22 protein-coding genes and 2 riboswitches are annotated in these 25,934 nt (G+C 66.7%); of the genes, 10 read left to right on the top strand and 12 right to left on the bottom strand.

Going from position 1 to position 25,934, the window contains the following annotated elements:
* Positions 1-89: 89 nt before the first annotated feature.
* From AC3XQU_RS04985 to AC3XQU_RS04970, 4 genes are all read left to right on the top strand, one after another.
* Positions 90-449, top strand: coding sequence for an integration host factor subunit alpha (locus tag AC3XQU_RS04985; protein ID WP_171081893.1), 360 nt, complete (start codon positions 90-92; stop codon positions 447-449).
* A 7-nt stretch (positions 450-456) separates the two neighbouring features.
* Positions 457-861: a MerR family transcriptional regulator gene (locus tag AC3XQU_RS04980; RefSeq protein ID WP_489873037.1), complete on the top strand. Its 405-nt coding sequence runs from the start codon at positions 457-459 to the stop codon at positions 859-861.
* A gap of 219 nt (positions 862-1,080) precedes the next feature.
* Positions 1,081-1,713, top strand: a complete 633-nt coding sequence (locus tag AC3XQU_RS04975; RefSeq protein ID WP_005667428.1) for a response regulator — start codon at positions 1,081-1,083, stop codon at positions 1,711-1,713.
* Between the two features lie 156 nt (positions 1,714-1,869).
* Entirely contained in the window at positions 1,870-3,417 is a 1,548-nt protein-coding gene (locus tag AC3XQU_RS04970; RefSeq protein WP_489873036.1) for a CHASE3 domain-containing protein, read from the top strand.
* Here the strand turns inward: AC3XQU_RS04970 and AC3XQU_RS04965 are convergent.
* Positions 3,414-4,214, bottom strand: a complete 801-nt coding sequence (locus AC3XQU_RS04965; RefSeq protein WP_489873035.1) for a Crp/Fnr family transcriptional regulator — start codon at positions 4,212-4,214, stop codon at positions 3,414-3,416. The genes AC3XQU_RS04970 and AC3XQU_RS04965 overlap by 4 nt on opposite strands.
* Positions 4,215-4,471: 257 nt before the next feature.
* Between AC3XQU_RS04965 and AC3XQU_RS04960 the strand changes: the two genes are divergently transcribed.
* A complete protein-coding gene (locus tag AC3XQU_RS04960) occupies positions 4,472-5,140 on the top strand; it encodes a response regulator transcription factor (protein ID WP_489873034.1) in 669 nt (222 codons plus the stop codon).
* 15 nt (positions 5,141-5,155) lie between these two features.
* Positions 5,156-6,508 (top strand): sensor histidine kinase, encoded by a 1,353-nt coding sequence (locus AC3XQU_RS04955; protein WP_489873033.1) that lies wholly within the window; start codon positions 5,156-5,158, stop codon positions 6,506-6,508.
* On the opposite strand, the gene AC3XQU_RS04950 is transcribed toward AC3XQU_RS04955, so the two are convergent.
* The 6 genes from AC3XQU_RS04950 to AC3XQU_RS04925 are packed head-to-tail and all read right to left on the bottom strand — an operon-like array spanning position 6,505 to position 12,960.
* The gene (locus tag AC3XQU_RS04950; protein WP_489873032.1) at positions 6,505-9,837 is read right to left on the bottom strand and encodes a pilus assembly protein; all 3,333 of its coding nucleotides are present in this window, start codon (positions 9,835-9,837) and stop codon (positions 6,505-6,507) included. The two genes, AC3XQU_RS04955 and AC3XQU_RS04950, sit on opposite strands and share 4 nt — an antisense overlap.
* Before the next feature lie 16 nt (positions 9,838-9,853).
* On the bottom strand, positions 9,854-10,426 hold the full coding sequence (locus AC3XQU_RS04945) for a hypothetical protein (protein ID WP_489873031.1): 573 nt from the start codon (positions 10,424-10,426) through the stop codon (positions 9,854-9,856).
* The gene (locus tag AC3XQU_RS04940) at positions 10,423-11,499 is read right to left on the bottom strand and encodes a PilW family protein (protein WP_489873030.1); all 1,077 of its coding nucleotides are present in this window, start codon (positions 11,497-11,499) and stop codon (positions 10,423-10,425) included. Before AC3XQU_RS04940 ends, AC3XQU_RS04945 begins: the two co-directional genes overlap by 4 nt.
* Positions 11,500-11,507: 8 nt before the next feature.
* Entirely contained in the window at positions 11,508-12,089 is a 582-nt protein-coding gene (locus tag AC3XQU_RS04935; RefSeq protein ID WP_489873029.1) for a type IV pilus modification PilV family protein, read from the bottom strand.
* Positions 12,086-12,565, bottom strand: a complete 480-nt coding sequence (locus AC3XQU_RS04930; RefSeq protein WP_489873028.1) for a GspH/FimT family pseudopilin — start codon at positions 12,563-12,565, stop codon at positions 12,086-12,088. The genes AC3XQU_RS04935 and AC3XQU_RS04930 overlap by 4 nt, the downstream gene beginning before the upstream one ends.
* Positions 12,559-12,960, bottom strand: coding sequence for a type IV pilin protein (locus tag AC3XQU_RS04925; protein WP_489873027.1), 402 nt, complete (start codon positions 12,958-12,960; stop codon positions 12,559-12,561). Before AC3XQU_RS04925 ends, AC3XQU_RS04930 begins: the two co-directional genes overlap by 7 nt.
* Before the next feature lie 189 nt (positions 12,961-13,149).
* Between AC3XQU_RS04925 and AC3XQU_RS04920 the strand changes: the two genes are divergently transcribed.
* Positions 13,150-14,808, top strand: a complete 1,659-nt coding sequence (locus tag AC3XQU_RS04920) for a peptide chain release factor 3 (RefSeq protein ID WP_489873026.1) — start codon at positions 13,150-13,152, stop codon at positions 14,806-14,808.
* 46 nt (positions 14,809-14,854) lie between these two features.
* Here AC3XQU_RS04920 and AC3XQU_RS04915 read toward each other — a convergent pair whose 3' ends face one another.
* A complete protein-coding gene (locus AC3XQU_RS04915; protein ID WP_489873025.1) occupies positions 14,855-15,529 on the bottom strand; it encodes an outer membrane beta-barrel protein in 675 nt (224 codons plus the stop codon).
* A 264-nt stretch (positions 15,530-15,793) separates the two neighbouring features.
* Here AC3XQU_RS04915 and AC3XQU_RS04910 point away from each other — a divergent pair, with 264 nt between their 5' ends.
* Positions 15,794-17,476: a methyl-accepting chemotaxis protein gene (locus AC3XQU_RS04910; RefSeq protein ID WP_489873024.1), complete on the top strand. Its 1,683-nt coding sequence runs from the start codon at positions 15,794-15,796 to the stop codon at positions 17,474-17,476.
* 20 nt (positions 17,477-17,496) lie between these two features.
* On the opposite strand, the gene gcvP is transcribed toward AC3XQU_RS04910, so the two are convergent.
* From gcvP to gcvT, 3 genes are all read right to left on the bottom strand, one after another.
* A complete protein-coding gene (gene gcvP / locus AC3XQU_RS04905; RefSeq protein ID WP_489873023.1) occupies positions 17,497-20,379 on the bottom strand; it encodes an aminomethyl-transferring glycine dehydrogenase in 2,883 nt (960 codons plus the stop codon).
* 116 nt (positions 20,380-20,495) lie between these two features.
* Positions 20,496-20,876, bottom strand: a complete 381-nt coding sequence (gcvH, locus tag AC3XQU_RS04900) for a glycine cleavage system protein GcvH (protein WP_489873022.1) — start codon at positions 20,874-20,876, stop codon at positions 20,496-20,498.
* Positions 20,877-20,922: 46 nt separating this feature from the next.
* Positions 20,923-22,041 carry a glycine cleavage system aminomethyltransferase GcvT gene (gene gcvT / locus AC3XQU_RS04895; protein WP_489873021.1) on the bottom strand — a complete coding sequence of 373 codons (1,119 nt, stop codon included), beginning with the start codon at positions 22,039-22,041 and terminating at the stop codon, positions 20,923-20,925.
* Between the two features lie 48 nt (positions 22,042-22,089).
* Positions 22,090-22,191: riboswitch (glycine riboswitch) on the bottom strand.
* 18 nt (positions 22,192-22,209) lie between these two features.
* Positions 22,210-22,295, bottom strand: a riboswitch (glycine riboswitch).
* Positions 22,296-22,460: 165 nt separating this feature from the next.
* On the opposite strand from gcvT, the gene AC3XQU_RS04890 reads away from it, so the two are divergent.
* Positions 22,461-23,021: an ATP-dependent Clp protease proteolytic subunit gene (locus AC3XQU_RS04890; RefSeq protein ID WP_489873020.1), complete on the top strand. Its 561-nt coding sequence runs from the start codon at positions 22,461-22,463 to the stop codon at positions 23,019-23,021.
* A gap of 92 nt (positions 23,022-23,113) precedes the next feature.
* On the opposite strand, the gene AC3XQU_RS04885 is transcribed toward AC3XQU_RS04890, so the two are convergent.
* Positions 23,114-23,326 (bottom strand): hypothetical protein, encoded by a 213-nt coding sequence (locus AC3XQU_RS04885; protein ID WP_489873019.1) that lies wholly within the window; start codon positions 23,324-23,326, stop codon positions 23,114-23,116.
* A 282-nt stretch (positions 23,327-23,608) separates the two neighbouring features.
* Here AC3XQU_RS04885 and AC3XQU_RS04880 point away from each other — a divergent pair, with 282 nt between their 5' ends.
* Positions 23,609-25,933 carry a DUF1631 family protein gene (locus AC3XQU_RS04880; protein WP_489873018.1) on the top strand — a complete coding sequence of 775 codons (2,325 nt, stop codon included), beginning with the start codon at positions 23,609-23,611 and terminating at the stop codon, positions 25,931-25,933.
* Position 25,934: the final 1 nt, after the last annotated feature.

Genomic DNA, 25,934 nt, shown 5'->3' with positions numbered 1-25,934 from the left:
TTCACTGAAGGTAGGGCTTCAAAATTAACAACAACGACGTCGACTCGGCCGTGTTCCAGGAAGCACTGGCGGCTGATCTGCATCGCGCGATGCATGTAGCGCGCGTGCGGGCTGAAGCAGAGAAGGGCCTGCCCACCCTCACCAAGGCCGAGCTGGCCGAACTGCTCTTCGAGCAGGTCGGCCTGAACAAGCGCGAAGCCAAGGACATGGTGGAAACCTTCTTTGACGAGATCCGCAATGCGCTCGAGCGTGGCGAAGCAGTCAAGCTGTCCGGTTTCGGCAACTTCCAGTTGCGCGACAAGCCCCAGCGGCCGGGCCGCAATCCCAAAACGGGGGAAGAAATTCCCATCACGGCGCGCCGCGTCGTGACTTTCCACGCCAGCCAGAAACTCAAGGGAATGGTCGAAGAGACCAGTCCCGCTAGCAGTTCGCTGGCCCGTGCTGCCTGAGTCCTAGATGAGCGACCGCCCCAATAAAACCGAACTGGCCGTGCTGCCGCCGATCCCGGCCAAGCGTTATTTCACGATCGGGGAAGTCAGCGACCTGTGCGGGGTCAAACCCCACGTGCTGCGCTACTGGGAGCAGGAATTCACCCAGCTCAAGCCGGTCAAACGCCGGGGTAACCGCCGCTACTACCAGCACCACGAAGTGCTGCTGATCCGGCGCATCCGCGAATTGCTGTACGAGCAGGGCTTTACCATCAGCGGCGCCCGCAACCGCCTCGATGGCCGTCATCACGACAGCGCGCTGGCAGCCGAAGCGGAGGCGGCGCCGAGCGTGCCGGCCATCGACATCGACGGGGTGCGCGCCGAGCTGCTGGAGATCCTTGCGGTCCTCAAGCACGGCAGCAGCCACGCCTAGCCATCCTTGACGTTCCTGGAAGTGCCGCGGGCAGCATCTGTCACGGTAGTGACCATTCGCCAGTGCATTTTTCGTAACTCAGCAGAGGCGTGCGGTATTGAAGCTCAGCGCCGGAGTGTTAGAATGTCACCTGCGGGCATGCTGAATCGAAAGCATGCAAGCCGGGGCGTGGAGACGGACCTGGCACTTTCCTGAACAGGGAAAATTTAAGGGAAGACAATGATACGCGTTGCCATTTGTGACGATCACCAGATAGTTAGAGCAGGTTTCAAACAGATTTTCTCGTCGTCGGGCGACTTCGAAGTCGTGGCCGAAGGCGCTACCGGGCGCGAAGCCCTCGATATCGCACGCCGCGAGATTTGCGACGTGCTCCTGCTCGACATCGCCATGCCCGACCAGAGCGGCATCGATATCCTGCGCACCATCCGCCAGGGCCAGCCCAACCTGCCGGTGCTGATCCTGTCGGGTTATCCGGCACAGCAATACGCCCTGAACCTGTTCAAGATGGGCGCCAACGGTTACCTGAACAAGGAATGCGAGGCCGACGAGCTCAAGACGGCCGTGCGCACCGTGTACCAGGGCCGCCGCTACGTGAGCTCGACCGTGGGCGAACTGCTCGCGCAAAGCTTCGACCGCGATCCGAACACCGCCCTGCACACCGAGCTGTCGGACCGCGAATTCCAGGTATTCCTGCGCCTGGCCAAGGGCGCTACGGTATCGGACATCGGCAATGCGCTGTCGCTGTCGATCAAGACCGTGTCCACCTACCGGACCCGCATCATGGAGAAAATGGGGCTGCAGTCCAATAGCGACCTGACCTATTACGCCATGAAGAACAACCTGCTCGATTGAGTCGCCGCCGCGCCCCCAACAGGGCGCGTTTTCATTTCTGCAAGGACAGTCCTCCTTGCGCAACGCTTCTTCGCACCGCAGCCGTTTTGCTCTGCAACAATTCGTCGGCCCGACTATAATCGTGCCGGACGGAATCAGTTGCGCGAAAGGAAGCTCATGTATTTCTCCACCGCCCATGACGGCAAGCCGCCCCAGGGTCTGCCGCTGTCCAAGACCCTGCTGTGCGTGGCCTGTGTCGTCATCCTGGTCATCAACGCGGTCTTCCTGGTGCGTAACCTCGACGACCTGCGCTCGGCCAATGCCCTGCAGGCGCAAACGGCCCGCGTCTCCGACGAACTCCAGTACCTGAACCTGCTCGTCACCGATGCCGAAAGCGGTTTGCGTGGCTATTTCCTGTCGGGCGCCGAAGTCAACCTGAACGCCTTGCATGCCGCGCCGCAGCAACTCGACAGCCAGTTGCGCGCCCTCGGGGTCCTGTTGGCCGACAACCCCTCGCAAACAAAGAACCTGGCCCAGCTGCGCAGCCTCGTGCTGCGCAAGCTCGCCCTCATGCACCAGTCGCTCGAAGTCTACCGCCAGGGCGGGCTGGTCGACATCGTCGCCATCTCGGCCGCGGCCGACGAGCGCGGGCAGATGGACGAGATCCGCCTGCAGGTGGTGATCATGACGCGCGAGCAGAACGAATTGCTGGCTGCCCGCACCGCCGAGTTCTACAAGCAGTCGCGCTGGACCGTGCTGCTGGGCGCCGGCATCAATGGCGTGGCGATCCTGGTGATCCTGCTGTTCCATAACCTGGTGCAGCGCAGCTTCGGGCTGCGCCTGTCGGCCGAGCGCGCCCTGCAGCAGACCAACGATACGCTCGAGCACACCGTTGCCGAGCGCACCGAGCAGTTGTCGGTGCTGTCGCGCCACCTGATCCGGGTGCAGGAAGAAGAGAAATCGCGCCTGGCGCGCGAGCTGCACGACGAAATGGGCGCGAACCTGACGGCGATCGGCATGGATATCACGACAGTGGCCGAGCAGTTGCGCAGCACCCAGCCGGAACTGGCGGCCAAGCTCGCGCGCGCGCGCAAGACCCTGGTCGACACTGTCCAGCTCAAGCGCCGCATCATCGAGAACCTGCGCCCCAGCCTGCTCGACAACATGGGCCTGTCGGCGGCCCTGCAGAGCTATTGCGCCGATTATGCGCGCGTCACCGCGCTCGACTGCGATGCGCTGATCGATGCGAAGGCCGACGCCGCGGGGCCGACGCAGGCCATCGCGCTGTTCCGCATCACCCAGGAAGCGCTGAACAATATCGCCAAGTATGCGCAGGCGCGCAGCGTGATCGTCAACCTGAGCCAGGAGCCTGACGGCTGGGACCTGGAAATCACCGACGATGGCGTCGGCATCCCGCCCGACGCCATGGCGCGCTCGAAGTCGCACGGCTTGCTGGGCATGCGCGAGCGTGCCTTGCTGCTGGGCGGACGCCTGTCGGTGGAGCGTGGCGTGAATGGCGTGGGCACCTGCGTGCGCGCCTGGCTGCCGGCGACGGCACCGGGTGGCGACGGCAACACGGCGGGCGCCGCGATCGCCAGTGTGATGGGCCCCGATTTCAATCCTGCAGCGCCGGCCCTCAGTGGCCCGGGAAATGAAAAGGGGCCTGCGGCATTGCCGGAGACCCCTTCGGATGCAGCGTCCAACGGGACGCCGGTCAGTTCTTAGCGCGCCACGTCCAGCAGCAGGCGGTCGTATTCCGACTTGGCGACCTTGTAGCATTCGCCGGCGTAGTCTTCCAGGCCTGCACGGTCGAGCACGGTGATATTGCCGCGGCGGTACTGGATCAGGCCCTCGTCCTGCAGCTTGCCGGCCGCGGCGGTGATGCTCTCGCGGCGCACGCCCAGCATGATCGAGATGAGTTCCTGGGTCACTTTCAGCTCGTTGCTGGCCGAGCGGTCCAGGCGGTCGAGCAGCCAGCGGCACAGCTTCTGTTCGATCGAGCTGTGGCGCCCGCCCACGGCGTTCTGGGCCATCTGGGCGAACAGGGCGTTGGTGTAGCGCATCAGCAGCTGGGGCAGGGCGCCGCCGCGGTTGAAGGCGTCGCGCAGGAACTGGGTCTTGAGGCGGTAGCCGTAGCCGGCGCTCTGCACGACGGCGCTGCAGGTAGCGCGCTCGCCCATGAACAGCGACACGCCGACCGCGCCTTCATGGCCGACGACGGCGATTTCGGTGGTGGCGCCGTCTTCCATCACATACAGCAGCGACACGATTGCGGTGGTCGGGAAATACACGTATTCGAGTTTGCTGCCATACTCGAACAACTCTTTGCCGAATGGCAGTGGAACCAGTTCCAGTTGCTCGAACAGGCTTTCCAGGTCTGGACGGGGCAGGGCGCCGAGCAGTTCGTTTTGCTGGGTGCCGCTATAGCTGACAACAGGACGGGACGTGGATTTCATTGCTTCACTCGTGGCTGGAATCTTGTTCTGGGCTTTTTGCATACCGCCAAATTGAGTGTTGTTCATTTGTTGTCCTCTTATCTCTAACGTGCATCGGGGGCGACTGGTGAGGTGTTCTTTCGTTGCCTCATCGCGATGTGTGAACATTAAAGCTATAGTCTGTTGCCGAACATAAGATTAGCAGTCGCACCCGTGTAGGCTTGGCGCATAAACATTTGTCAGCCCAGTCCTACTGGGGAAATAGCCCTTTTTGGGCCATTTTTTTTGGCTGCGGCAACGAAAACCCGCATAATGGGCCTGTCTTTTTTCGCCCCGATCCTACGATGCCCCTGCCTTTGTTGCTGGTTGAAGACGATGCCGTGCTCGCCGACGGTTTGCTGCGCGCGCTCGGCGCCCAGGACATGCAGGTGGAACTGGTGCGCGACGGCCTGGCGGCCGACCTTCGCCTGCAGGGCAACCCGCCCGCTGTCGTGGTGCTGGACATCGGCCTGCCCGGCATCGACGGTTTCGAAGTGGTGCGGCGCCTGCGCGCACGCGGCAGCGCCACGCCGGTCCTGCTGCTCACCGCCCGCGACGCGGTCGAGGACCGGGTGCGCGGCCTGGAACTCGGCGCCGACGACTACCTGGTCAAGCCTTTCGCCACCGCCGAACTGGTCGCGCGCATCCGCGCGCTGGCCCGGCGCCATGCCGCGCCGCCCGCCCAGGCCGGCCTGGGGCTGCTCCACCTCGACAGCGCATCGCGCCGCGCCTGCGTAGGCGAACGGCTCCTCGAACTGTCGGCGCGCGAATGGGCGGTGCTCGAATACCTGCTGCTGCAGGCCGGCCGGGTCGTCTCGAAACAGCAGATCATCGACACCATCGTGCCCTACGGCGACGACCTGACCCTGAATGCGGTCGAGGTCTACATCTCGCGCCTGCGCCTCAAGCTCGAGGGCGCCGGGGTGGCGATCCGCACCATCCGGGGCTTCGGCTACCTGCTCGAAGCAGCCTAGGCGTCCGGCTCTTCCATGACCAGCATCCGCCTGCGCCTGCTCAAATGGCTGGTCGCGCCCATTCTGGTGTTCAATCTGCTGGCCGCGGCGCTAACCTACCTGCTGGCCTGGACGCCGGCCCAGCTGGCCTTCGACCAGGGCCTGGTCGATGCCGCCACCGGCATGGCCACGCGGGTGCGCGCCGACGGCGGCGCGCTGCATGTCGTGCTGCCGGACGCCGCCGCGCAGGTGCTGGGGGCCGGCGCGCCGGACGCCAGCTGGTTCGTGGTGCGCAGCAAGGACGGCAGGGTACTGGCCGGCGACCCCGCCTTCCCCCGGCGCCCTGGCGGCCCGGTGGTGCGCGATGCCCGCATGCACGGTCAGCCGGTGCGCGTCGCCAGCGTGCTGGTGGCAACGCCCGGCGGTCCGGTCGAGGTCGCCGTAGCGCGCACCCTGCTGCAGCGCCAGCAGGTGCGCTCGGCCATCGTGCGCGCCCTGGTGCTGCTCGAGGTGCTGTTCAGCCTGGCGCTGGTCGGGCTGGTGTGGTTTTCGGTCGGCAACGGCCTGGCGCCGCTGGCGCGGCTGCGCGCCCGGCTCGACGCCCGCGGCAGCACCGACCTGGCCACGCTCGACGACGCCGGCATGCCGCGCGAACTGGCGCCGGTGGTCGGGGCCTTCAACGCCTTGCTGCAGCGGATCGCGGCCGGCGCCAGCGCCCAGGATGCCTTCCGCGCCAACGTCGCCCACCAGCTGCGCACGCCGCTGGCAGGCCTGCGCCTGCAGCTCGAATGGCTGGCCGCGCGCCACCGGGACGATCCCGAGACCGGGCGCGTGCTGGCGCTGCTGCTGGCTGCGAACGAACGCATGATCCGCCAGGCCAAGCAGCTGTTGTCGCTCGAGCGCGCCGAGCCGGACCGCCTGGGGCGGGCCACGCTGGCGCCGCTCGACCTGGCCCAGCTGGTGGCCGGGGCGGTGCAGCCCTTTGTCGAGCAGGCGTCGCGTAAACAGATCGACCTGGGCTTCGAGCTGGCCGCGGCGCGCATCGAGGGCGACCCTTACCTGCTGCGCGACCTGGTGGACAACCTGGTCGACAACGCGCTGCGCTACACGCCCGAGGGCGGCAGCGTGACGGTGGTGACGGGGGAAGAAGAAGAGGCGGTGCTGTTCGCGGTGGAAGACAGCGGGCCGGGCATCGCGCCCGAGCGGCGCGCCCAGGTCTTCGAGCGCTTCGTGCGGCTGGACGACAAGACCGAGGGCAGCGGCCTGGGCCTGGCGATCGTGCGCGACATCGCGCTGGCGCATGCGGCCAGGATCGACCTGGCCGACGGCCCGGACGGCCGGGGCACGCGCGTGGCGGTGCGCTTTCCCCGGCCCTCGCCGAAGGCTTAGTCGGCGCCCGAGGTGTAGCTGTAGGCGCGCTTGCGCCGGGAGTTGATGGCGGGACGGATGCGCTGCGGCGCGATCGGCACGCTGGCGCCTTCGTTTTTCTGCACCGCGCCGATCACCACCGTGGTGGCCTGCGGCACGCCCTTGGCATTGAGAATCGGCACGCCGGTCGCCAGCACCGGCGACGGCGGCAGTCCGCCACCGACAAACGCCGACGAGCGCTCGCCGCCGCAGGTGCCGGCCACGCCGATCGCCCCGGAACCGTTGAGCAGGTTGAGCCAGTAGCCGCGCGCCTCGCCCAGCAGGTTCGAGCAGGTGCCCGCAGCCGCCGCGATCGGCCGGTTGGTGCTGAAGGTCACCATGCCGCCCGCAATCAGGGCCGAGGTCACCACCTGTTCGCCCGCGCCGTTGGCCGTGAGGTTGATGAACCATCCCTTGAGGCTACTGTTCGGCAGCACCGGCGGCGTGTCGCAGGAATTGTTCGCCGTGTAGTTCTCGAGTGCGTCCAGGTCCACGGCGGCCGTGGTCGCCGCGGCCGACAGGTCGTCCTTGTACACGTAGAAGCGGTTGGTGACCGAGGTGAACGGATACTGGACGTTGAGCGGGTGCTCGCGGTCGCCGCTGCCGATGGCAACATAGACGTGGCCCGTGGTGGCAAGCAGGGCTGGCGCGAACAGGAACTTGCGCCCGCCGCCGGCGGTGCTGGCCACGGTGCGGATGGTCCAGGCTTCGGGTTCGCGCGCAGCGCGCGCGCTGTCGACGAAGTCGACGCGGTACAGCTTGCCGCCCGTATCGGCCGCATAGGCGTAGTCGGGCTTGCCGTCGTTGTCGATGTCCACCATCGCGATATCGGCCGCCACGGCGCGCGTGGTCGGGAACGACTTGAGCACCGCGCCGGAATTCGCATCGAGCACGAAGATGGCGTTGCCCTTGGTGGCCGTGCAGTTCGGGCTCGCGCTATCGGCATCTTCGCAGCGGTCGTAGCCGCCGCCGACCACCAGCACCGGCGTGGTGCCCGTGTTGTAGCCCTTGATGAAGGCCACGCTCGGGGTCGACCAGGTCTGGCCGATCGCGGCCATGCCCGGCGTGCAGCCGGTGTCGCTGGTCAGGCTGGGGCAGCCGGCTTTCCATTTGAACACCGGCGCCGTCGGCGTGCTGACGTCCAGGGCGTAGATCATGCGTCCGCCGCGGCGCATGGTCGGGTAGATCCACACGGCCGAGCTGTCGGCATTCTGGTAGATGCCGGTCGAGCCATCGAAGAAATAATCCTTCCTGGTCGGGGTAATGGTCTGCGCCACCATGTTCGGATAGGCCACCAGCGGCGAATTGGTCTGGAGGCGCGACAGGCGGTCGAAGAATTCCGGCGCCATGAAGGCCCAGCGTTCCACCCCTGAAGCGGCGTCGAGCGCGCGGAAAGTGCCGTCGTTGGCGCCGTAGAAGACGGTCACGCCGCCCTTGAGCGGGCCGAAGTTCACCGGAAGCGGGCGCGAGTGGATCACGTCGCCGTGGATCGAGGGCCGGGTGTTCTGGCTCGAGCCGCCGGGCTTTTCGTTGTTCACGTCTTCGCCGCGCAGGAAGCGCACCAGGTTGTTATCCAGGCCGCTGTTGGCCGTGGTCATCGGGACCAGCCCGGCAGCGGTCTGGGTCAGCACGGAGCGGCTGACGGCGTACGAGATGGCGCCGCCTGCCGGCCGGTTGCCCTGGCGCAGGATCTGGGCGGCGCCGCCTTTTTCCACGAACGGACCGTCCGGCGCATCCGAATACGGGAAGGCCGCGTAATCCGAGGTGGTGCAGGTGCCGATCGGGGCGGGATCGAGCGTCACGTTTTCCCAGTAGTCGACGCTGTGGCTGGTCCACCAGCTGGTCGCGCAAGGCGTCACGAAGCCGGTATTGGTGTTGACCGCCAGCTCGCCGCCGGCGTCGCCCAGTTCGATGTTGCCGCCCTTTTCCACCAGCTGGTAGCGCTTCAGGTTGCCGAACCAGCGCGGCTTGGCATCCTTGTCGGGACGGAACATGCCGATGAAGACCTGGTTCTCGTTCTGGGAACGGTTGGTGGCGTTCACCGGAAGACTGGTCGAGGCGAAGGTGGTGTTGACGGCCTGGATCTCGATGATGATGTTCTTGATGGCGTCGACGATGGCCTGTTCGTTCTTGGCCAGGAAATACTTGCCGTGGCCGGCGCGCGCCATGCTCAGCATCAGCGAGGTGTGCTCGGCGTTCGGCTGGGCGTTGTGCACGTCGATCGTGTACGTGGTCACGTTCGTCTGCAGGCCATTGCCGATCGGGATGCCCTTGTCATGCATCAGGCGCACCCATTCGTCGGCATTGCGCGGACCGGTGTCGGTGCTGGTGGTGCCGGTCTCGACATTGGTAATGAAGGTGTCGGTGCCGACCACGTTGTACTGGCGGTTGGTTCCCGTGCACACGCCGTTGGTGTTGGGCAGGGCGGTGCCGATGGTGCAGCCGTCGGTATAGCCGCTGCAGGTGGCGGGAAACGGCGCCACCTGCAGGCCGGCCGCGGCGGCGGTGGGGCTGGCGTAGCATAATTGCGTACTGCCGACGTTGGTAGGGGTGGTGACCTTCTGGCTGCTGAAGTTCGGCAGCGGCAGCTGCGTGACGGGCTGCAGCACGCCGCTGGCGTTGCGTCGGTTGATCAGGGTCTTGAGCAGGTTGCTGTTGTCCGCGCTGTCCGACGAGGGACCGCTCGCGTTCGGGTTGCCGATGAAGATGACGTAGGTCTTGCCGCAGAGATTGTCCAGCGTCAGCGGCGTCTTGAAGCGGGTGTAGTTGGTCGTGTAGCCGCGGCTGTCGGCCTTGCTTGCCAGGACGGCGGTCGGGCTGTACGAATTGCCGCCTGCAAAATAGTTGTACACGTCGTACATCAGGTTGCCGTAGGGCGTGTTCGAATTGCGCTTTTCGTCCGGGCTATTGATGTTGTTATAGATCTCGGTCAGCTCAGTACCGAAGGCGGCCTTGTTGCCCGCGTCCATCGGCAGGATCGGGTAGCGGATGAAGCCGCCGTCCTGGTTGGCATTGCCGCCGGTGACGAATTCCATCAGGCCCAGGCTCACCGTGCCGTTCAGGTCGGTCAGCACGCGCTTGATGGCGTTCGCTTCGGACTGGCCCTGGCTAATGCCGGCCGGCCATTTCTGGTTCTGGCGCGCCCAGTTGGAGGTGTTGTCGAGCACGATCAGGATGCGCGGGTTGCCGTTGCTGCCGGCCGAGGTGCCCAGGAAGATGTCGATGTCGTCGGCGCCGGCCGGCAGCGACAGGGCGCCCAGGGCCCCCGACAGCGTGAGGGCGAGGACGCGCAGGGAAGTGGTGCGGAACATGGCGAAGTCCTTCGGATCAGTTGGAGGGGCAGTTGTTGGCGACGTCGTCGCGTGCGACCCGGACGGCCACGCCCTGGGTGACTTCGACGCTGGCGTCGGTTTCCATGTCGGTCGCGACCGCGGGGATTTCCCAGATGCTGTCGGCGCAGGCCGAATTGCCGTCGACCGAGCCGACCACGCCGAAGCTTTGCGCGCTGCCCATGCTGCACACGCGGTCTTCGTTACGGGCCAGGTCGAGCGCCGTGTTCTTGATGACCGGGGCCTTGACGCATTTCGGGCGTGGAGCGATCGCGACCTTGACGTCGTCGGTGCCGTCGCCGTTGCTGTCCACGCAGCGATGGTTGGCCTCGCCGTTGCAGGGGTTGTTCAGCACGAAGTCGGGCGTTTGCGAAAAGCGCGTCGTGCTGAGGGCTTCTTCGATCACTTCGCGCGCCGCGGCGGCGGATTCGTCGCGCAGCTGCATGTTGCTGACGATCTGCATGTTGGACTTGCCGACGTTGAAGGTGGTCAGCGCCACCAGGGTCAGCAGCACCAGCATGATCAGCGCGGTGACGAGGGTAATGCCGCGTTCGCGGCGCATGGGCATCATGGCGTTCTCCGTCCGGCCGGGTTGGGCAGCGCCACCTGCGACTGGAATACGTGGCGTTTATGGGCGTCCTCGGCGGCGTCGACGGTGTTGTCGCTGCCGTCGGCCTTCAGGCCGAGCGAGTAGGATTTGGTGTCGACATACCCGGGCGTGGCCTGGGTATTGCGCGCCAGCAGATGCAGGCGCACCGCCACCACGCTGCGCCAGTTCGCCACGGCGCATGCGGCGGCGGCGCAGCCGTTGGCAGTGGCCGGGTCGGCCGAGGTGGCATCGGGTGCGCCGTCCTCGGCCAGGTCGAGGCCGTATTCGAACTGCATCTGCTCGATGCCCTCGGCCAGCGGCACGATGCTCCAGGTCGGCGCGGTGGCGCTGCTGCCCAGTTCGGCGCGCTTGAGGGTCGGAATGCCGTCGCCGTCGACGTTGTTGTTGGCGATGAAGTAGATATGCGTGCGGTAGTGCCGCACCGCGGCCGGCGTGCCGCTGCCTGCGACCTGGGTGCAGTTGCGCCCGTGGCGGTTCAGGTTCGCACTCGCGTTCGTCAGGCTCAATGCGTAGAAATCGGTGACGTTGGGCGAATCCAGTTCGCTCGGGTTGCTGCACAGCGAAGCCTGGAAGAAGGGGCCGCCGGCCGCCGCCGCAGGGCAGTCGCCGACGCCGGCGATGCAGGTCGCGGTGCGGCGCACCACCAGCACGTCGGTTCCTTCGCGCACGTCGTCCAGGCAATCCAGCCCGTCGGCACTGTTGTCCAGGCCTTGCACCGGCAGCACCAGGCCGGCCTTGAGATCGTCCAGGGTGGCGGCGCAGGCGCGCGGCAACGCGGCCGGGGAGGGCAGCACGCTGGGGTCGAATTCGGCAAAGTAGCCGGCATTGCGCAGGTCGATCGAGAGGGTGTCGAGCGCGAAGCGGCCGTTTTCGACCTGGCGATGGGCCTTGTCGATTTCGCCCTGTGCGCGGGTGTTCTTGACGAACATCAGCGACAGGCCGGCCAGGATGGCCAGGCCGATTGCCATGCCGATCATGAGTTCGGCCAGCGAAAAACCGCGCGCGCGGCGCAGGGAAGGGATAGGTGGTCGCATGCTGTTCCTCAGGTGCAGCCGGGCAGGCCGACGGCCACGCGCGCCGAGACGGCGCGGCGGTGGGTGTCCTCGCCGTACTCGCCGCGGCCGCATTCCTGGACCGGGGCGCGGGTCGGGTGCAGGCCCTGCCAGGCGACCGTCACAAGGTAGACGGCAGGGGTGCACACACCCGCCGCGTCGTTCATTGCGCGCACTTGCGTCACGCAGCCGCGCGCGCCTTCCATGGCGCCGGCATTGCCGCCGCCGTCTTCGCGCTGCTCGCCTGCGCCCTTGAGCGCCGCGCTCCATTCGCACAGGTCGCGCGCGCTGCCGGCCAGGGTGGCGCAGTCGGCATCGAGGTCGTCGTTTGTTCCCAGCGGCTCGGCCGTGACATACGCGGCCGCATTGGCGCTATTGCCGCTCAGCCTGGACTGCATGTCCTGCAGCAGCACCGAGGCCTGGGCACGCTGGTAGGACTCGATCGAGCCGATGTGGGCCTTGGTCTGGAAAGCCGCCAGGCCCAGCAGGCCGAAGGCGACCACGACCATCGCGATCAGCACTTCCAGCATGCTGGCGCCTTGCTGGCGGCGGAAGGTGAAGGGCGCTGTCATGGCGTCGGGCAGGCGGCGCTGGATTGGGCCGGGCGGCCGGACAGGTCCACCGACACGCAGCGCGACTCGTCGCTGTCCTGGATGCCGATGTCGAAGGTGGGCAGGTCGGCGCCGCGCACGCGGCCGTTGGGCAGGTAGACCACATTGGCCGGGCCTTCGATCACGGCGCCGGGCACGGCCGGATAGTCGTCCAGCAGCTGGTCGGCGTCGTCCGGGGAGGCGATGCGCCAGCCTTGCTGCCAGCCGCCCGCCGCGGCCGGCGCCAGGGTCACGGCGGCATTGTGCTTGATGGCTTCGCTGCGGGCCCGGTTCAGCGCGGTGTACAGGTCGGAGCTGATGCTGCGCGCGCGCATGGTGGCGGTCAGTTCGCCATAGGCGGGGCCGGCCAGCGCGGCCAGGATCGCCAGCACGGCCAGCACCGTCATCAGTTCGACCAGGGTCAGGCCGCGCTGGCGCGGCAGCGCGGCGCTTACCATTTGTCGCCCGGCAGACGGGTGCCGGCCTGATTGACGGACAGCTCGCCGTCTTCCTCCTGGATGGTGTTCTCGATCGGGGTGGCGGTGATGACGAAGGATTGCGGCGGACCGTCCTCGAGGGCGATCTCGACCTCGTACTTGCTCGACACCGCATCCGGTACCGGCAGCGACAGGTCGTCCACGCTGGCGGCATAGCTGCGGGTATCGGCCATGTACTGGACCTGGGCCTGGGCCAGCTCCATCAGGTAGCTCTGGGCCGCGCTGCGGTTGCTGCGCACGAGGTACTGGCCGTAGGCCGGGTAGGCGATCGACAGCAGGATGCCGACGATGGCGACCGTCACCATGAGCTCGATCAGCGTGAAGCCGCGCTGGCGCCGGGAAAGGTAAGAATGCATGGGATCGCCTTGTGAGCTGCAATGAATGTTGCCCAGTATAAACACTTAACCTGTCAATTTGCTGAATCTATGCTGACAAAATGCTGACAGTGGCACGGCAGGGAGGTCGAGATGAGGCCGGCCGTCCACACAAGGGCGCCCAGACCCGGTAAAATCGCCGGTTTTGCATCAATCCTTTTGGCCGAGACCATGGCATCCGATACCGCAGTAACCCTTCCCGAATCCCCAGACGGCGCCGCCGCAGCCAAGCCTGCCGCCGTGATCGCGCGCGAAGTCGCACGCCGGCGCACCTTCGGCATCATTTCCCACCCGGATGCGGGTAAAACCACGCTGACGGAAAAACTGCTGCTGTTCTCGGGCGCGATCCAGCTGGCCGGCACCGTCAAGGGCCGCAAGAGCGGCCGGCATGCGACGTCGGACTGGATGGACATCGAGAAGCAGCGCGGCATTTCCGTTGCCTCCTCGGTAATGCAGTTCGAGTTCCGCGACCACGTGGTCAACCTGCTCGACACCCCAGGCCACCAGGACTTTTCTGAAGACACCTACCGCGTGCTGACCGCGGTCGACTCGGCGCTGATGGTGATCGACGCGGCCAAGGGCGTGGAGGAGCAGACCATCAAGCTGCTGGGCGTGTGCCGCATGCGCGACACCCCGATCGTGACCTTCATGAACAAGATGGACCGCGAGACCCGCGATCCGCTCGAGCTGCTCGACGAAGTCGAGTCGGTGCTGAAGATCGAATGCGCGCCGGTCACCTGGCCGATCGGCATGGGCAAGAACTTCCGCGGCGTGTACCACCTGCTCAAGGACGAGATCATGCTGTTCAAGGCGGGCGAGGAGAAAGCCGACGGCGCCTTCGAGATCGTCAAGGGCATCGACAACCCGAAGCTGGCCGAGATGTTCCCGCTCGAGATCGAGCAGCTGAAGATGGAAGTGGAGCTGGTGCACGGCGCCTCGCACGTGTTCGACCTGGAGCGCTTCCTGTCGGGCGTGCAGACTCCGGTGTTCTTCGGCTCGGCCATCAACAACTTCGGCGTGCGCGAGATCCTGTCGGCCCTGGTCGACTGGGCCCCGGCCCCGCGCGAACGCGACGCCACCGTGCGCGCCGTGGAGCCGGAAGAGCCGAAGTTCTCCGGTTTCGTCTTCAAGATCCAGGCCAACATGGACCCGGCCCACCGCGACCGCATCGCTTTCCTGCGCGTGTGCTCGGGCCGGTTCGAGAAGGGCATGAAGGTCAAGCACCTGCGCCTTGGCCGCGACGTCAAGCTGTCTTCGGTGGTGACCTTCATGGCCTCGAGCCGCGAGCAGGTCGAAGAAGCCTATGCCGGCGACATCATCGGCCTGCCCAACCACGGCAACATGCAGATCGGCGACAGCTTCTCGGAAGGCGAGATGCTCACCTTTACAGGCATCCCGTATTTTGCGCCGGACCTGTTCCGCACCGTGCGCATCCGCAATCCGCTCAAGGTCAAGCAGCTCCACAAGGGCCTGCAGCAGCTGGGCGAAGAAGGCGCGGTGCAGGTGTTCAAGCCGGTGCTGGGTTCGGACCTGATCCTCGGCGCGGTCGGCGTGCTGCAGTTCGAAGTCGTGGCCAGCCGCCTGCTCAATGAATACGGCGTGGACGCCGTGTTCGAGAGCAGCAGCATCAGCAGCGCGCGCTGGGTCTCGAGCGAGGACAAGAAGTCCCTCGCCGACTTCGAGAACCAGCTCGGCCACCAGGTCGCCTACGATGCGGCCGGCAACCTGGCCTTCCTGGCCACGTCGGGCGTGAACCTGCGCCTGACCCAGGAGCGCTGGCCGAAGCTGACCTTCCACGCGACCCGCGAGCACGCGGCCAAGCTGGCCTAAGCTTCAGCATCCAGACAACGCCGGCCTTCGTGCCGGCGTTTTTCTATCAGAAGCCTATCCCGACGCTGCCCCGCAGGCCGCTGGCATTGCTCGCGTTGCCGAACTTGGCGGCGCTGCCATTGAAGCGCGCCTCGCCGGTGATCGTGGTGCGCTTGTCGAGCCGGTAGTTCGCGCCGACCGCGCCGTAGGCGCCGGTGCCGGACTCGCCCTTGAATGCCGATGGCGCGACCGGCCGCACCCGTTGCGGCGGCAGCAGGCCGTCGTTGGTCACCTGGCTGTGCGCGAGGCCCAGCTTGCCGTAGGCGCTCAGGCGCTCGCTGATAGGCAGCGTGACCCTGGCGGCGAGGTAGGTGGTATGGCTAAGGGCGCCCAGTGCCCCGGCGGCGGCTGCGGACTCCATGGCGCCAGGCTCGATCTTGTGGAAGCCTTTGTCGCGCAAGTGCGCATAGCCCGCTTCCAGCGACAGATACTCATTGAGGGCAAGCCCGAGCACCAGCCTCGGATCGGTGCGGAAACCCTGGAACACGCGGTCGTTCGGATTGGCCGACTCGTTGCCGCCGTACAGGGGCGAATAGCGCTTGAAGCCGGCGGCCAGCGGCCCGAAGCGTCCGGCTTGCGCTTCCAGCGCTGGTTCCGGCTCCTCCGGCGCCGGCGCCAGTTGCGCCTGCGCGCCGGCGGCGGCAAGCAATGCCGCACCGAAGACAATGCTGTTGGCTTTCATGCGCGTCCCCTTCATGGTTGTGGTCGAGCTGGTCGGCCAAGGATACAAACCCACACTTACAACTGTATTAAACGACAAGTCTTGATCGCACCCGGGCCCATGGGTGTTGCGCGCATCCAAAGACTTGGGCCGGCATGCGCCACCGCAAACTGGCGCAGTTTTGAACCGCGTAGATTCGTTCAATGCGCTTAGGAAATTAAGTACGGTTCAATTCAGGGAGGCAGCATGCAAATCCATCGACATTCTTCCCAGGCGGCCTGACCCATGCTGTCGCGATTGAAGATCGGCCCCAAGCTGCTGCTGGCGCCCGGCGTGGTCCTGCTGCTGCTGATCGTGCTCTCGAGCGGCGCCTATTACGCGATGGTGCGCCAGCACCAGTCACTGCAAACCATCGTCGGGCCGCGCGCGGTGCAGCTGCGCAGCACGACCGAGCTGGTGGCCCAGGCCCAGCGCGTCCACGCCGATACCTACAAGCTACTCACCTGGATCAGCAGCAGTTTTTCGCGCCCCCGCATCGACCTCCTGATCACCCAGATCCATCGCCAGAACGCGGCGATCGAGCGTTCGTTTGCCGACCTGGCGCGCATGACCCCAAGCGGCGGCGCCGAGCGGCGCCACGTCGAGCAGGCCCGGCACGCCCACCGCGTCTACGTACGCGCGACGCGCGAGGTGGTCGAGCTGGCGCACGCCGACCAGACCATCGGCGCCAACGCCATGATCAAGCCGGAAGCCGCCTTTGCCGTCATGGCCGAGCGCATGGCCGCGCTGGCCCGGCTCGAGCGCGACCTGTCGGAACAGGCCTCGCACAGCGCCGCTGCCGATTTTCGCGTGACGGCCGGCCTGATGCCGGTGGTGATCCTGCTGGCGGTCGGGGTGTCGCTGGCGATCACGATGGCGGTGCGCCGCGTGCTGCTGCTTGAAGTGCGCGGCATCGGCGCCGCGGCGCTGGGCCTGGCCAGCGGCGACCTGACCATCGGGCAGCGCGACTACGGCGAGGACGAGATCGGCGAGACCTCGCGCGCCCTGGATGCGGGAATCCGCAACCTCAACGGCACGCTGCGCACGGTGCTGGAGTCGGCGCGCACCATCGGCAATACCTCGCGCGACATCAGCCTGGGGCGCCTTAGCATGCATAGCCGGGCGGCATTCCGCAGCCGCTCGCTGGAAGACACGGCGGCTTCGATGCAGGAGCTGGCCGAGACGGTCTCGAACACGGCCAGCAGCGCGCTGGCCGCCAACCGGCTGGCGCAGGCGGCGTCCAGCAGCGCGCGCGAGGGCGGGATGACGGTCGAGCGCATGGCGGCCACGATGGCGACGGTGCGGGAAGGCGCGCTGCGCGCGGCGGAGGTGGCCGGCGTGATCGACGCCTTTGCCAGCGAAGCGGGCACGCTGGCGCTCAATGCCGCGCTGGAAGCGGCCAGGGGTGGGCCGGGCGGCCGCGCGTTCGCCGATGCGGCCGGCGAGGTCAGGGCGCTGGCCCAGCGCGCCGCCGGCGCCGCGCGCGAGATGCGCGAACTGGCCGCGCGTTCGGTGGCCGAGATCGAGGGCTGCACGGAATGGGCGCTGGACGCCGGCAGCAGCATGCAGGACGTGGCCACCTCGGTCAGGAAGATGGAAGACCTGGTGGGCGGCATCAAGAGCGCCAGCGCGGGGCAGGCGAGCGAACTGGCCCAGGTCAACCAGGCGATCGTGCGGATGGACGAGGTGACCAAGCAGAACTGCGCGCTGGTCGAGGAAGCAGCCGCCGCGGCCCGCACCCTGCAGATGCAGGCGCTGTCGCTGTCGCGCACCGTGGCGGCCTTCCGCCTGGACGAATCGGACACTGCGCCGGCAGCTCCGCCGAAAAAGGAAAGCGGCGCCCCCCGGTTGACCCCGACGCGGGATCTGCCCAGGGAGCGCCGCCTTCACGAGCGCTCGCATTTGCGGCTCGCTTCGAGCCGCAAATGAACTGCTAGCCTACCAATCGATCACTCGTAGTCGCTGATCGGCGCGCAACCGCAGAACAGGTTGCGGTCGCCGTACACATTGTCGGCGCGGCCGACCGGCGGCCAGTACTTCTTCTTGCGCAGCGACGCCACCGGGAAGGCCGCCACTTCGCGGGTGTAGGTGTGCTGCCACTCGTCGGCAGTGACCACCTCGGCCGTGTGCGGCGCGCCCTTGAGCGGATTGTCCATCTTGTCGTACTCGCCGCGCTCGACCTTCACGATCTCGGCATGGATGGTGATCATCGCTTCGATGAAACGGTCCAGCTCCGCCTTCGATTCCGACTCGGTCGGCTCGATCATGAGCGTGCCCGGTACCGGGAAGCTCATGGTCGGGGCGTGGAAGCCGAAGTCCATCAGGCGCTTGGCCACGTCTTCGTTCGAGATACCGGTCTTGTCCTGCAGCGGGCGCAGGTCGATGATGCACTCGTGCGCGACCAGGCCGTCGTGGCCGGTGTACAGCACAGGATAGTGCGGGGCCAGGCGGCGCGCGATGTAGTTGGCGTTCAGGATCGCCACTTCGGTCGCAGCCGTGAGGCCTTCGGCGCCCATCATCGCGATGTACATCCACGAGATCGGCAGGATCGAGGCCGAGCCATAGGCCGCGGCGCTGACCGCGCCGATGCCCGCTTCGTTGCGCACGTAGCCGGTCGAGAGCTGGTTCGGCAGGAAGGGCGCCAGGTGGGCGCCGACACCGATCGGGCCCACGCCAGGACCGCCGCCGCCGTGCGGGATGCAGAAGGTCTTGTGCAGGTTCAGGTGGCTGACGTCGCCCCCGAAGGCGCCCGGTGCGGCCACGCCGACCATCGCATTCATGTTGGCGCCGTCGACATACACCTGGCCGCCGTGCGAGTGGACGATCTCGCACAGTTCCTTGATGCCTTCCTCGAACACGCCGTGGGTGGACGGATAGGTGACCATCACGCAGGCCAGGTTGGCGCTGTGCTGCTCGGCCTTGGCGCGCAGGTCGGCCAGGTCGACGTTGCCGTTCTCGTCGCAGGCGGTGACCACCACCTGCATGCCGACCATGCTGGCCGATGCCGGGTTGGTGCCGTGCGCCGAGGACGGGATCAGGCAGATGTTGCGGTGTCCTTCGCCGCGCGACTGATGGTATTTCTGGATCACCAGCAGGCCCGCGTATTCGCCCTGCGAGCCGGCGTTCGGCTGCAGCGAGATCGCGGCGTAGCCGGTGGCCGCGCACAGCATGGCCTCCAGCTGGTCGATCATCTCGCGGTAGCCGACGGTCTGGTCTTCTGGGGCGAACGGGTGGATGCTGGAGAACTCGGGCCAGGTGACCGGGATCATTTCCGAGGTCGCGTTGAGCTTCATGGTGCACGAACCGAGCGGGATCATGGTGCGGTCCAGCGCCAGGTCCTTGTCGGCCAGCGAACGCAGGTAGCGCAGCATCTCGTGCTCGGCGTGGTAGCGGTGGAAGGTCGGGTGGGTGAGGTAAGCCGAGGTGCGTGCCAGCGCGGCCGGGTAGGCGTCCTGGGCGTCCGCGTCCAGGGCGTCGATGTCCACCGACTTGTTCTTGCCGAAGACCGAGAACAGCACGGCCAGGTCGTCGCGGGTGGTGGTTTCGTCCAGCGAGATGCCGACGTGGCCTGCGTCGATGCGGCGCAGGTTGATGCCCTGTTCGGCGGCTGCAGCCACCAGCGCCTCGGCGTCAGGGGTAGCAACCGTCAGGGTGTCGAAGAAGGTCTGGTTGACCACGTCCATGCCGAGCTGCTTCAGGCCGGTGGCCAGGATCGCGGCCTGGCGGTGCACGCGGCGCGCGATGCGCTGGAGGCCTTCAGGTCCGTGGTAGACCGCGTACATGCCGGCCATCACGGCCAGCAGCACCTGGGCGGTACAGATGTTCGAGGTGGCCTTTTCGCGGCGGATGTGCTGCTCGCGGGTCTGCAGGGCCAGGCGGTAGGCCTGGTTGCCCTGGGCGTCGACCGTGACGCCGACCAGGCGGCCGGCCATGCTGCGCTTGAATTCGTCGCGGGTAGCCAGGTAGCCGGCGTGCGGGCCGCCGAAACCGAGCGGCACGCCGAAGCGCTGGCTGTTACCGACGACCACGTCGGCGCCCCATTCGCCCGGTGCGGCCAGCATGGTCAAGGCCAGCAGGTCGGCGGCGACCACCACCATGGCGCCGGCAGCGTGCAGGTGCTCGACGGCGGCGCGGTAGTCGCGCACTTCGCCGTTCACGCCCGGGTATTGCAGCAGCACGCCGAAGCACGATTCTTCCAGCTTTTCGATCTCGGCTGCGGAGATGACGCGCACTTCCACGCCGATCGGCTCGGCGCGGGTGCGCACCACTTCCAGGGTCTGCGGCAGCACGTCGTCGGCCACGTAGAACACTTTCGAAGGCGACTTGCCGACGCGCTGGAGCAGCGTCATCGCTTCGGCGGCGGCCGTACCTTCGTCCAGCATCGACGAGTTGGCGATGCCCATGCCGGTCATGTCGGTGATCATCTGCTGGAAGTTCAGGATCGCTTCCAGGCGGCCCTGCGAGATCTCCGGCTGGTAAGGCGTATAGGCGGTGTACCAGGCCGGGTTCTCGAAGATGTTGCGCAGGATGACTTTCGGCGTGTGGGTGCCGTAGTAGCCCTGGCCGATCATCGACTTCATGACCTTGTTCTTCGACGCCAGCGCTTTCAACGTAGCAAGCGCCTGTTCTTCCGAGCGCGGCTCGACGAACTGGCCCAAATTCAGTGTCGCTTTGGTGCGGATGTTGGCCGGTACGATCGCGTCGATCAGGTCGGCGCGGGTGGCGTAGCCGAGCGTCGACAGCATCGATGCCTGTTCGGCGTCGGTCGGGCCGATGTGGCGTGGAATGAAGGAATCGCGCGCTTCGAGTTGGGTAAGGCTGGTGCGGGTCATGGTAGGGGCCAGGAGAAGAGCTGGCGCTGCGACAGCGCCGGGGTAGGAGAGATGAGGTCTGCTAGTGCACTTGCAAGGGACAGCGGCGGGTGCGCGCGGGGCGCACCCGGTTCACATCAGTTGCCGGTCGCCTTGGCGTAGTCGTCGGCGCTGAGCAGCTTGTCGATCGCGCCGGCGTCCGACGGCTGCAGCTTGAACAGCCAGGCGCCGAAGGCGTCCGAGTTGATCGAGTCCGGCGCATCGGCGACCGACTGGTTCACTGCCGTAACGGTACCGGCGACCGGTGCGTAGATGTCGCTGGCGGCCTTGACCGACTCGACCACCGCGGCGTCGGCGCCGGCGGTGAAGGCCTTGCCGACCTGCGGCAGTTCGACGAACACGATGTCGCCCAGTGCATCCTGCGCGTATTCGGTGATGCCGACGGTCACGGTGCCGTCAGCCTCGCGGCGCACCCACTCGTGGGAATCGGTGTATTTCAGGTCGGTTGGAATGTTCATGTAAAAGCTCCAGTAGGTAAGGCGGTCAGTATAACAATTCTTGTTTTCAGGCTGCGAGGACTTTGCCGTTGCGCACGAACGGCAGCTTCACCACGGTTGCCAGCAGCTTCTTGTCGCGGATCTCGACATGGACGGAATCGCCGACGGCCACGTCCATCGGCACGCGCGCCAGCGCAATGGCCTGCTGCATGCTCGGGCTGAAGGTGCCGCTGGTGATCTCGCCCGCGTTGCCGGAGGCCGCGATCACTTTCTGGTGGGCGCGCAGGATGCCGCCTTTCTCGCGCAGGATCAGGCCGACGTACTGGGCGTTCTGGCCCTTGGCCAGCAGGGCTGCCTTGCCGATGAAGTCGCGCTCCGAGACCAGGTCGATGGTCCATGCCAGGCCGGCGTCCAGTGGGTTGACGCTGTCGTCCATGTCCTGGCCGTACAGGTTCATGCCCGCTTCCAGGCGCAGCGTATCGCGCGCGCCCAGGCCAGCCGGCTTGATGCCGGCGGCGACAAACGCATTCCACAGCGCTTCCACGTTCGCAGCCGATACGCCGACCTCGAAACCGTCTTCGCCGGTGTAGCCGGTGCGCGCCACCATGACTTCGCCGAATTCGGTATCCGGCACGATCACGACATTGAAAGGCTTGAGGGGCTCGGAAGCGGCCTGAGTGGTCGGCAGCACCTGCCATACCTTGGCGCGGGCGTTCGGGCCCTGCACGGCGATCAGGGCGATCGGGTCGTTGCCATCCCGGCGCTGGGTGATCGTGACGCCGCTGCCAGTGGCCTCGTTCTGCTGGTTCATCCAGGCCACGTCCTTCTCGGCGGTACCGGCATTGACCACTAGGCGGAACCAGTCTTCGGTAAAGTAATAGACGATCAGGTCGTCGATCACGCCGCCTTCTGGGTTGAGCATGCAGGAGTAGAGGGCCTTGCCGGGAATTTGCAGCTTGTCGACGTTGTTGGCCAGCAGGCCGCGGAGAAACGCGCGCACATTGGCGCCCTTGAGGTCCACCACGCACATGTGCGAGACGTCGAACATGCCTGCATCGGTACGCACGGCATGGTGTTCTTCGATCTGGGAACCGTAGTTGACCGGCATGTCCCAGCCGCCGAAGTCGACCATCTTGGCGCCAAGGGCGCGGTGTGCGGAGTTGAGCGGGGTCGCTTTGAGCGTCATGGAATCCTCGGGACAGTAATAGGGGTACGGGCACGCCTGGTGGGTGCTTGGGTCCCCTCTGTCCTTGGTACCTGAGAGATAGCAGCATAGCCGCCTGCCCCTTCGGTGGGCCGCCTGCAATGGCAGCGGCCGCTCTCCAGAGTTGGGCCGGCCGCGCCATGCGCTGCTGCCCCTTGACCAGTCCGTTTGCCTGAGAGTTTGTGGGTAGTGCCCCTTCGGCGGCAGGTGGGCCTGCGCTCTCCTGGTCAAGACTGTGGAGAATATGCCAGCCTTGGTTTGCTGTCAACCGAAGGAGGGCTGCCCGGCAGGCTTGAAAGCTTGCTGCAAAGTATTGCTGCGCACTATTGGGGCGGGGCAGGCGTGGGGTTCGCACGTGTTTTGCTACACTGTCTCCACATACTTTGCAGTGGGAAAAGACTATGAGCGAAGCCAAAGCGCAAGGACCGAAGGAAGCCTGGTTCACGCTGTCCGGGGACGTCAACAGCGACATGGTGCACCGCGTGTTCGAAGCGGTAGCCTCCATGACCGAGGACGGCATCGAGACGGCGCATGTGATGGTGCAGTCGAACGGCGGCTATGTCAGCGACGGCCTGTGCCTGCATAATTTTCTGGCCAATTCCCCGATCACCTTCGTGATGTACAACGGCGGGGCGGTGGCCTCGATCGCGGTCACCCTGTTCCTGGCCGGGACCCGGCGCTATTGCAGCGAGACGGCGCGCTTCATGGTGCACAAGTCGCATGCGACGGCCTCGCCCGGTTCGCGGCCGGACGCACTGAACATCATCGTCGAAGGCCTGCGCGCCGACGACGCGCGCACCGAGTCGCTGCTGCGCAAATCGGTCGAGCTCACCCCCGAGCAGTGGGCCATTCACCAGTACTCCGACCTGCACCTGAATTCGCGCGACGCCAAGGCGGCGGGGCTGGTGCACGACATCGCCGACTTCAAGCCGCCCAAGGGCGCCGTCCTGCGTAATATCTGAGCCCAAAGAAAAGCCCGCCGTCGCTTGACGGCGGGCGGGGTCTGTCGCTGGCTCGGGCAGTTGAGGGCCTGCCCCAGCCAGGCTTGTCCGACCTAGCGCTTCTTGTCGTTCTTGTGGCTCTGGCGGCCGGCTTCCGCGTGCTGCTCCGGCGTGCCTCCACGGGTGCCGCTGCCGCTGCCCGATGCCGAACCCGAGCCCGAACCGGACTGCTTGCTGCCACTGCTGCCGCCTGCGCTGTTACTGCTTTGCTGGCTGCCACTCTGGGAGCCCGAACGCGAGCCCTTCTTTCCTTGATTCGAGGCCATGGAGATGTCCTTTCAATGTGGGAAAAATACCTGATTGCCGAGCTGCGGATCGATACCGCAGCAATTCCGGTCGACCCATCATGCGTGTCGGTCCGGACGATCGGTATCGGATCACAGCGTGATCCAGTGTAGGACAGCCTCCGACATTCTCAAGACATTATTTACCCACAGATTTGTCGGGAGGAGACGACATACCCGATAGATCCGGGCCGAATAGCAAGTTTTTAGTTGCTAGTTAGAAATGTTGTGGCAAAATGCGGGAACACTCCCATCCCCGACCCCATGTCCAGCCCGATTGCCCAGACATCCGCCGTCCGCAAGGCCGCCACGCAGCAGGCGACGCTGGACGAGCTCGTGGGTATCGCGGCGCGCCAGGCCGCCGAGGCACTGAAGGACATGGCCACCCGCATGGTGGCGGCGTTGCTCGACATGACCACGGCCGGGCCCGATCCACAGCAGGCGGGCCTCCGTGTCCGCTCGGGCAACCTGCTCAAGGATAATGCCTATGCCTTCGTGCACCTGGCTTCGACCGCCATCGAGCTGGCGTTGGCACGGGAAGTTGCCCAGCTGGCGCCCGGTCTCAAGCCCCCGGCAGCCGCGCCCTTGACCCTGAGTCTGGTGCCGCTGGAAGAAGTCGACAGCCAGCTCGCCTTTGCATCCACGAGCCGCCCGTTCGACCTGGCGCATTCCGAAGCCCTGGCCAGCCTGGGCGTGCGCCTGGGCATGCTGCTGGGACGCGAACTGGTGCGCGCGGCGCACAATCCCTTCCGCCCCGAAGTCTTCCTGCGCGCAATCCAGCAAGCCTGGTGCGAATTCGAGCCCGACCCGCAGGCGCACGGCCTCGTGATGCCCTTGCTGCGCCCCGGCCTGGTGTTCGAGCTCGGGCCGCTGCTGGGCGCCCTGAACGACAAGCTCAAGCCGGTACGCGCAGGAAGCAACGCGGCCGAGCGCTTTGCCAAGACCGACGACAGCGCCAGCGCCCGGGCCGCACGGGCAAGGCGCGACGCCGCCGTCTCGCAGCAGCTGCGCCAGCTGTTCGGCGCTGCCGAAGGTGCCGGGCTTGATATCCCGTTGATCGCCAACCTGCCGCAGGGCAGCGGCGGCTGGCGCCCGAGCGGCGCGGCCGGCTTTGCCGCCGGCGCCGCATCGCCATCGACATCGTCGCCGGCAGCCGGTTTCGCCGCGCCGGCGCCTGGCCAGGTCGCGCCCCACGCGGCCACGATGGCGCCGGCGGGATCGGCGCACCCGGCCGGCGTTGCGCATGCGGCGCTGCCGGCGCCCCTGATCGGCATGCTCGAACAATTCGCCGCGGGCTTCCAGGCGGTGGGCCAGCCGGGCGTGGCAGGCGGGGAGGGCGCGCCCGCGCACGAGGTGTTCTACCTGCCGCGCCTGAAGCAAAGCCTGCCCCAGGGCAGCCTGTCGCGCGGCGACGAAACCACGCTCGACCTCCTCTCGCGCATCTTCGAAGCGGTGCTGCTGGACGAAGCCATCCCGAAAGAGACGCGCGAGCTGATCGCCTTCCTGCAGGTGCCGGTGCTCAAGGCCGCGCTGCACGACCGCAGCTTCTTCTTCGAGGAGACGCATCCGGCGCGGCGCATGCTCGACCTGCTGTCGAACGTCGGCTGGGAACAGCCGGGCAGCCCGGACGATCCGGTCTTCCGCGCGATGCGCAGCAGCGTGGAGAAAGTGCGGCGCGAAGCGCAGCCCGACGGCAGCGCCGTCGTCTTCGCCGCCGCCGTGGCCGACCTGGAAGCGAGCATCGCCGAGCGCGAGCACGCCCAGCAGGCCGCGATCGCCGGACCGATCGCCCAGGCCACGCGCCAGGAAAAGCAGGCCGCCGCCAGCCGCTCGGCAAAGAAGGCCGTGGCGCTGCGTTTGGCCGGGGACGACCTGGTTGCCGTGGTCGGCACCTTCCTGGAACAGCGCTGGACCCCGGTGCTCACGCTGGCCTACACCATCGAGGACAGTAAACCTGGCGCGGTCGACAACGCCACCCGCGCCATGGACGACCTGGTCTGGAGCGTCAAGCCCAAGGCCACCCAGGAAGGGCGCAAGGCCCTGATCGCGCGCCTCCCGGGTTTGCTCACCACCCTGAACAAATGGCTGGATGCCGTCAAATGGCAGGATGCCGAGCGCCTGCAATTCTTCGCCGAGCTGGCCGAATGCCACGCGACCATCGTGCGCGCCCCGATCGAGCTCTCGCCCGAGCGCCAGCTGGAGCTGGCGGTGGAAGCGGCCCAGCAGGACGCGCTGCGCCGCATCGCCGTCGAGCAGGCCAGCGCGCAGGAAGAAGAAGACGACGCCGCACTGGATCCGGCCGCCGCCACCCTGGCCAGCCTGGAGCGCGGCATGCGCGTCGAATTCACGGGGGCGGGCGGCGTGCGCAAGGTGAAACTGGCCTGGGTCAGCCCGCTGCGCACCCTGTTCATCTTCTCCGGGACGGGCCGCCAGGAAGCGTTTTCGCTGCCGGCCGAGCGCCTGCTCGAGTCCTTCCGCACCGGCAGCATCCGGGTGCTGGCGCCGGACGGCGTGGTCGGCCGGGTGCTGACCCAGGCCGCCGGCGAAGCCGCCATGAACGACCCGATGCACGCCGAGCGTGCCGGCTGAC

Source organism: Telluria sp. AZSoR62 (assembly GCF_058111565.1).
Note: the sequence above shows the minus strand (reverse complement) of the source record. Positions and strands in the feature narration are given on the sequence as shown.

Coding starts and splice junctions, on each gene's coding strand:
- AC3XQU_RS04985 (WP_171081893.1), top strand. CDS start 90: ATGCATGTAGCGCGCGTGCGGGCTGAAGCAGAGAAGGGCCTGCCCACC.
- AC3XQU_RS04980 (WP_489873037.1), top strand. CDS start 457: ATGAGCGACCGCCCCAATAAAACCGAACTGGCCGTGCTGCCGCCGATC.
- AC3XQU_RS04975 (WP_005667428.1), top strand. CDS start 1,081: ATGATACGCGTTGCCATTTGTGACGATCACCAGATAGTTAGAGCAGGT.
- AC3XQU_RS04970 (WP_489873036.1), top strand. CDS start 1,870: ATGTATTTCTCCACCGCCCATGACGGCAAGCCGCCCCAGGGTCTGCCG.
- AC3XQU_RS04965 (WP_489873035.1), bottom strand. CDS start 4,214: ATGAACAACACTCAATTTGGCGGTATGCAAAAAGCCCAGAACAAGATT.
- AC3XQU_RS04960 (WP_489873034.1), top strand. CDS start 4,472: ATGCCCCTGCCTTTGTTGCTGGTTGAAGACGATGCCGTGCTCGCCGAC.
- AC3XQU_RS04955 (WP_489873033.1), top strand. CDS start 5,156: ATGACCAGCATCCGCCTGCGCCTGCTCAAATGGCTGGTCGCGCCCATT.
- AC3XQU_RS04950 (WP_489873032.1), bottom strand. CDS start 9,837: ATGTTCCGCACCACTTCCCTGCGCGTCCTCGCCCTCACGCTGTCGGGG.
- AC3XQU_RS04945 (WP_489873031.1), bottom strand. CDS start 10,426: ATGATGCCCATGCGCCGCGAACGCGGCATTACCCTCGTCACCGCGCTG.
- AC3XQU_RS04940 (WP_489873030.1), bottom strand. CDS start 11,499: ATGCGACCACCTATCCCTTCCCTGCGCCGCGCGCGCGGTTTTTCGCTG.
- AC3XQU_RS04935 (WP_489873029.1), bottom strand. CDS start 12,089: ATGACAGCGCCCTTCACCTTCCGCCGCCAGCAAGGCGCCAGCATGCTG.
- AC3XQU_RS04930 (WP_489873028.1), bottom strand. CDS start 12,565: ATGGTAAGCGCCGCGCTGCCGCGCCAGCGCGGCCTGACCCTGGTCGAA.
- AC3XQU_RS04925 (WP_489873027.1), bottom strand. CDS start 12,960: ATGCATTCTTACCTTTCCCGGCGCCAGCGCGGCTTCACGCTGATCGAG.
- AC3XQU_RS04920 (WP_489873026.1), top strand. CDS start 13,150: ATGGCATCCGATACCGCAGTAACCCTTCCCGAATCCCCAGACGGCGCC.
- AC3XQU_RS04915 (WP_489873025.1), bottom strand. CDS start 15,529: ATGAAAGCCAACAGCATTGTCTTCGGTGCGGCATTGCTTGCCGCCGCC.
- AC3XQU_RS04910 (WP_489873024.1), top strand. CDS start 15,794: ATGCTGTCGCGATTGAAGATCGGCCCCAAGCTGCTGCTGGCGCCCGGC.
- gcvP (WP_489873023.1), bottom strand. CDS start 20,379: ATGACCCGCACCAGCCTTACCCAACTCGAAGCGCGCGATTCCTTCATT.
- gcvH (WP_489873022.1), bottom strand. CDS start 20,876: ATGAACATTCCAACCGACCTGAAATACACCGATTCCCACGAGTGGGTG.
- gcvT (WP_489873021.1), bottom strand. CDS start 22,041: ATGACGCTCAAAGCGACCCCGCTCAACTCCGCACACCGCGCCCTTGGC.
- AC3XQU_RS04890 (WP_489873020.1), top strand. CDS start 22,461: ATGAGCGAAGCCAAAGCGCAAGGACCGAAGGAAGCCTGGTTCACGCTG.
- AC3XQU_RS04885 (WP_489873019.1), bottom strand. CDS start 23,326: ATGGCCTCGAATCAAGGAAAGAAGGGCTCGCGTTCGGGCTCCCAGAGT.
- AC3XQU_RS04880 (WP_489873018.1), top strand. CDS start 23,609: ATGTCCAGCCCGATTGCCCAGACATCCGCCGTCCGCAAGGCCGCCACG.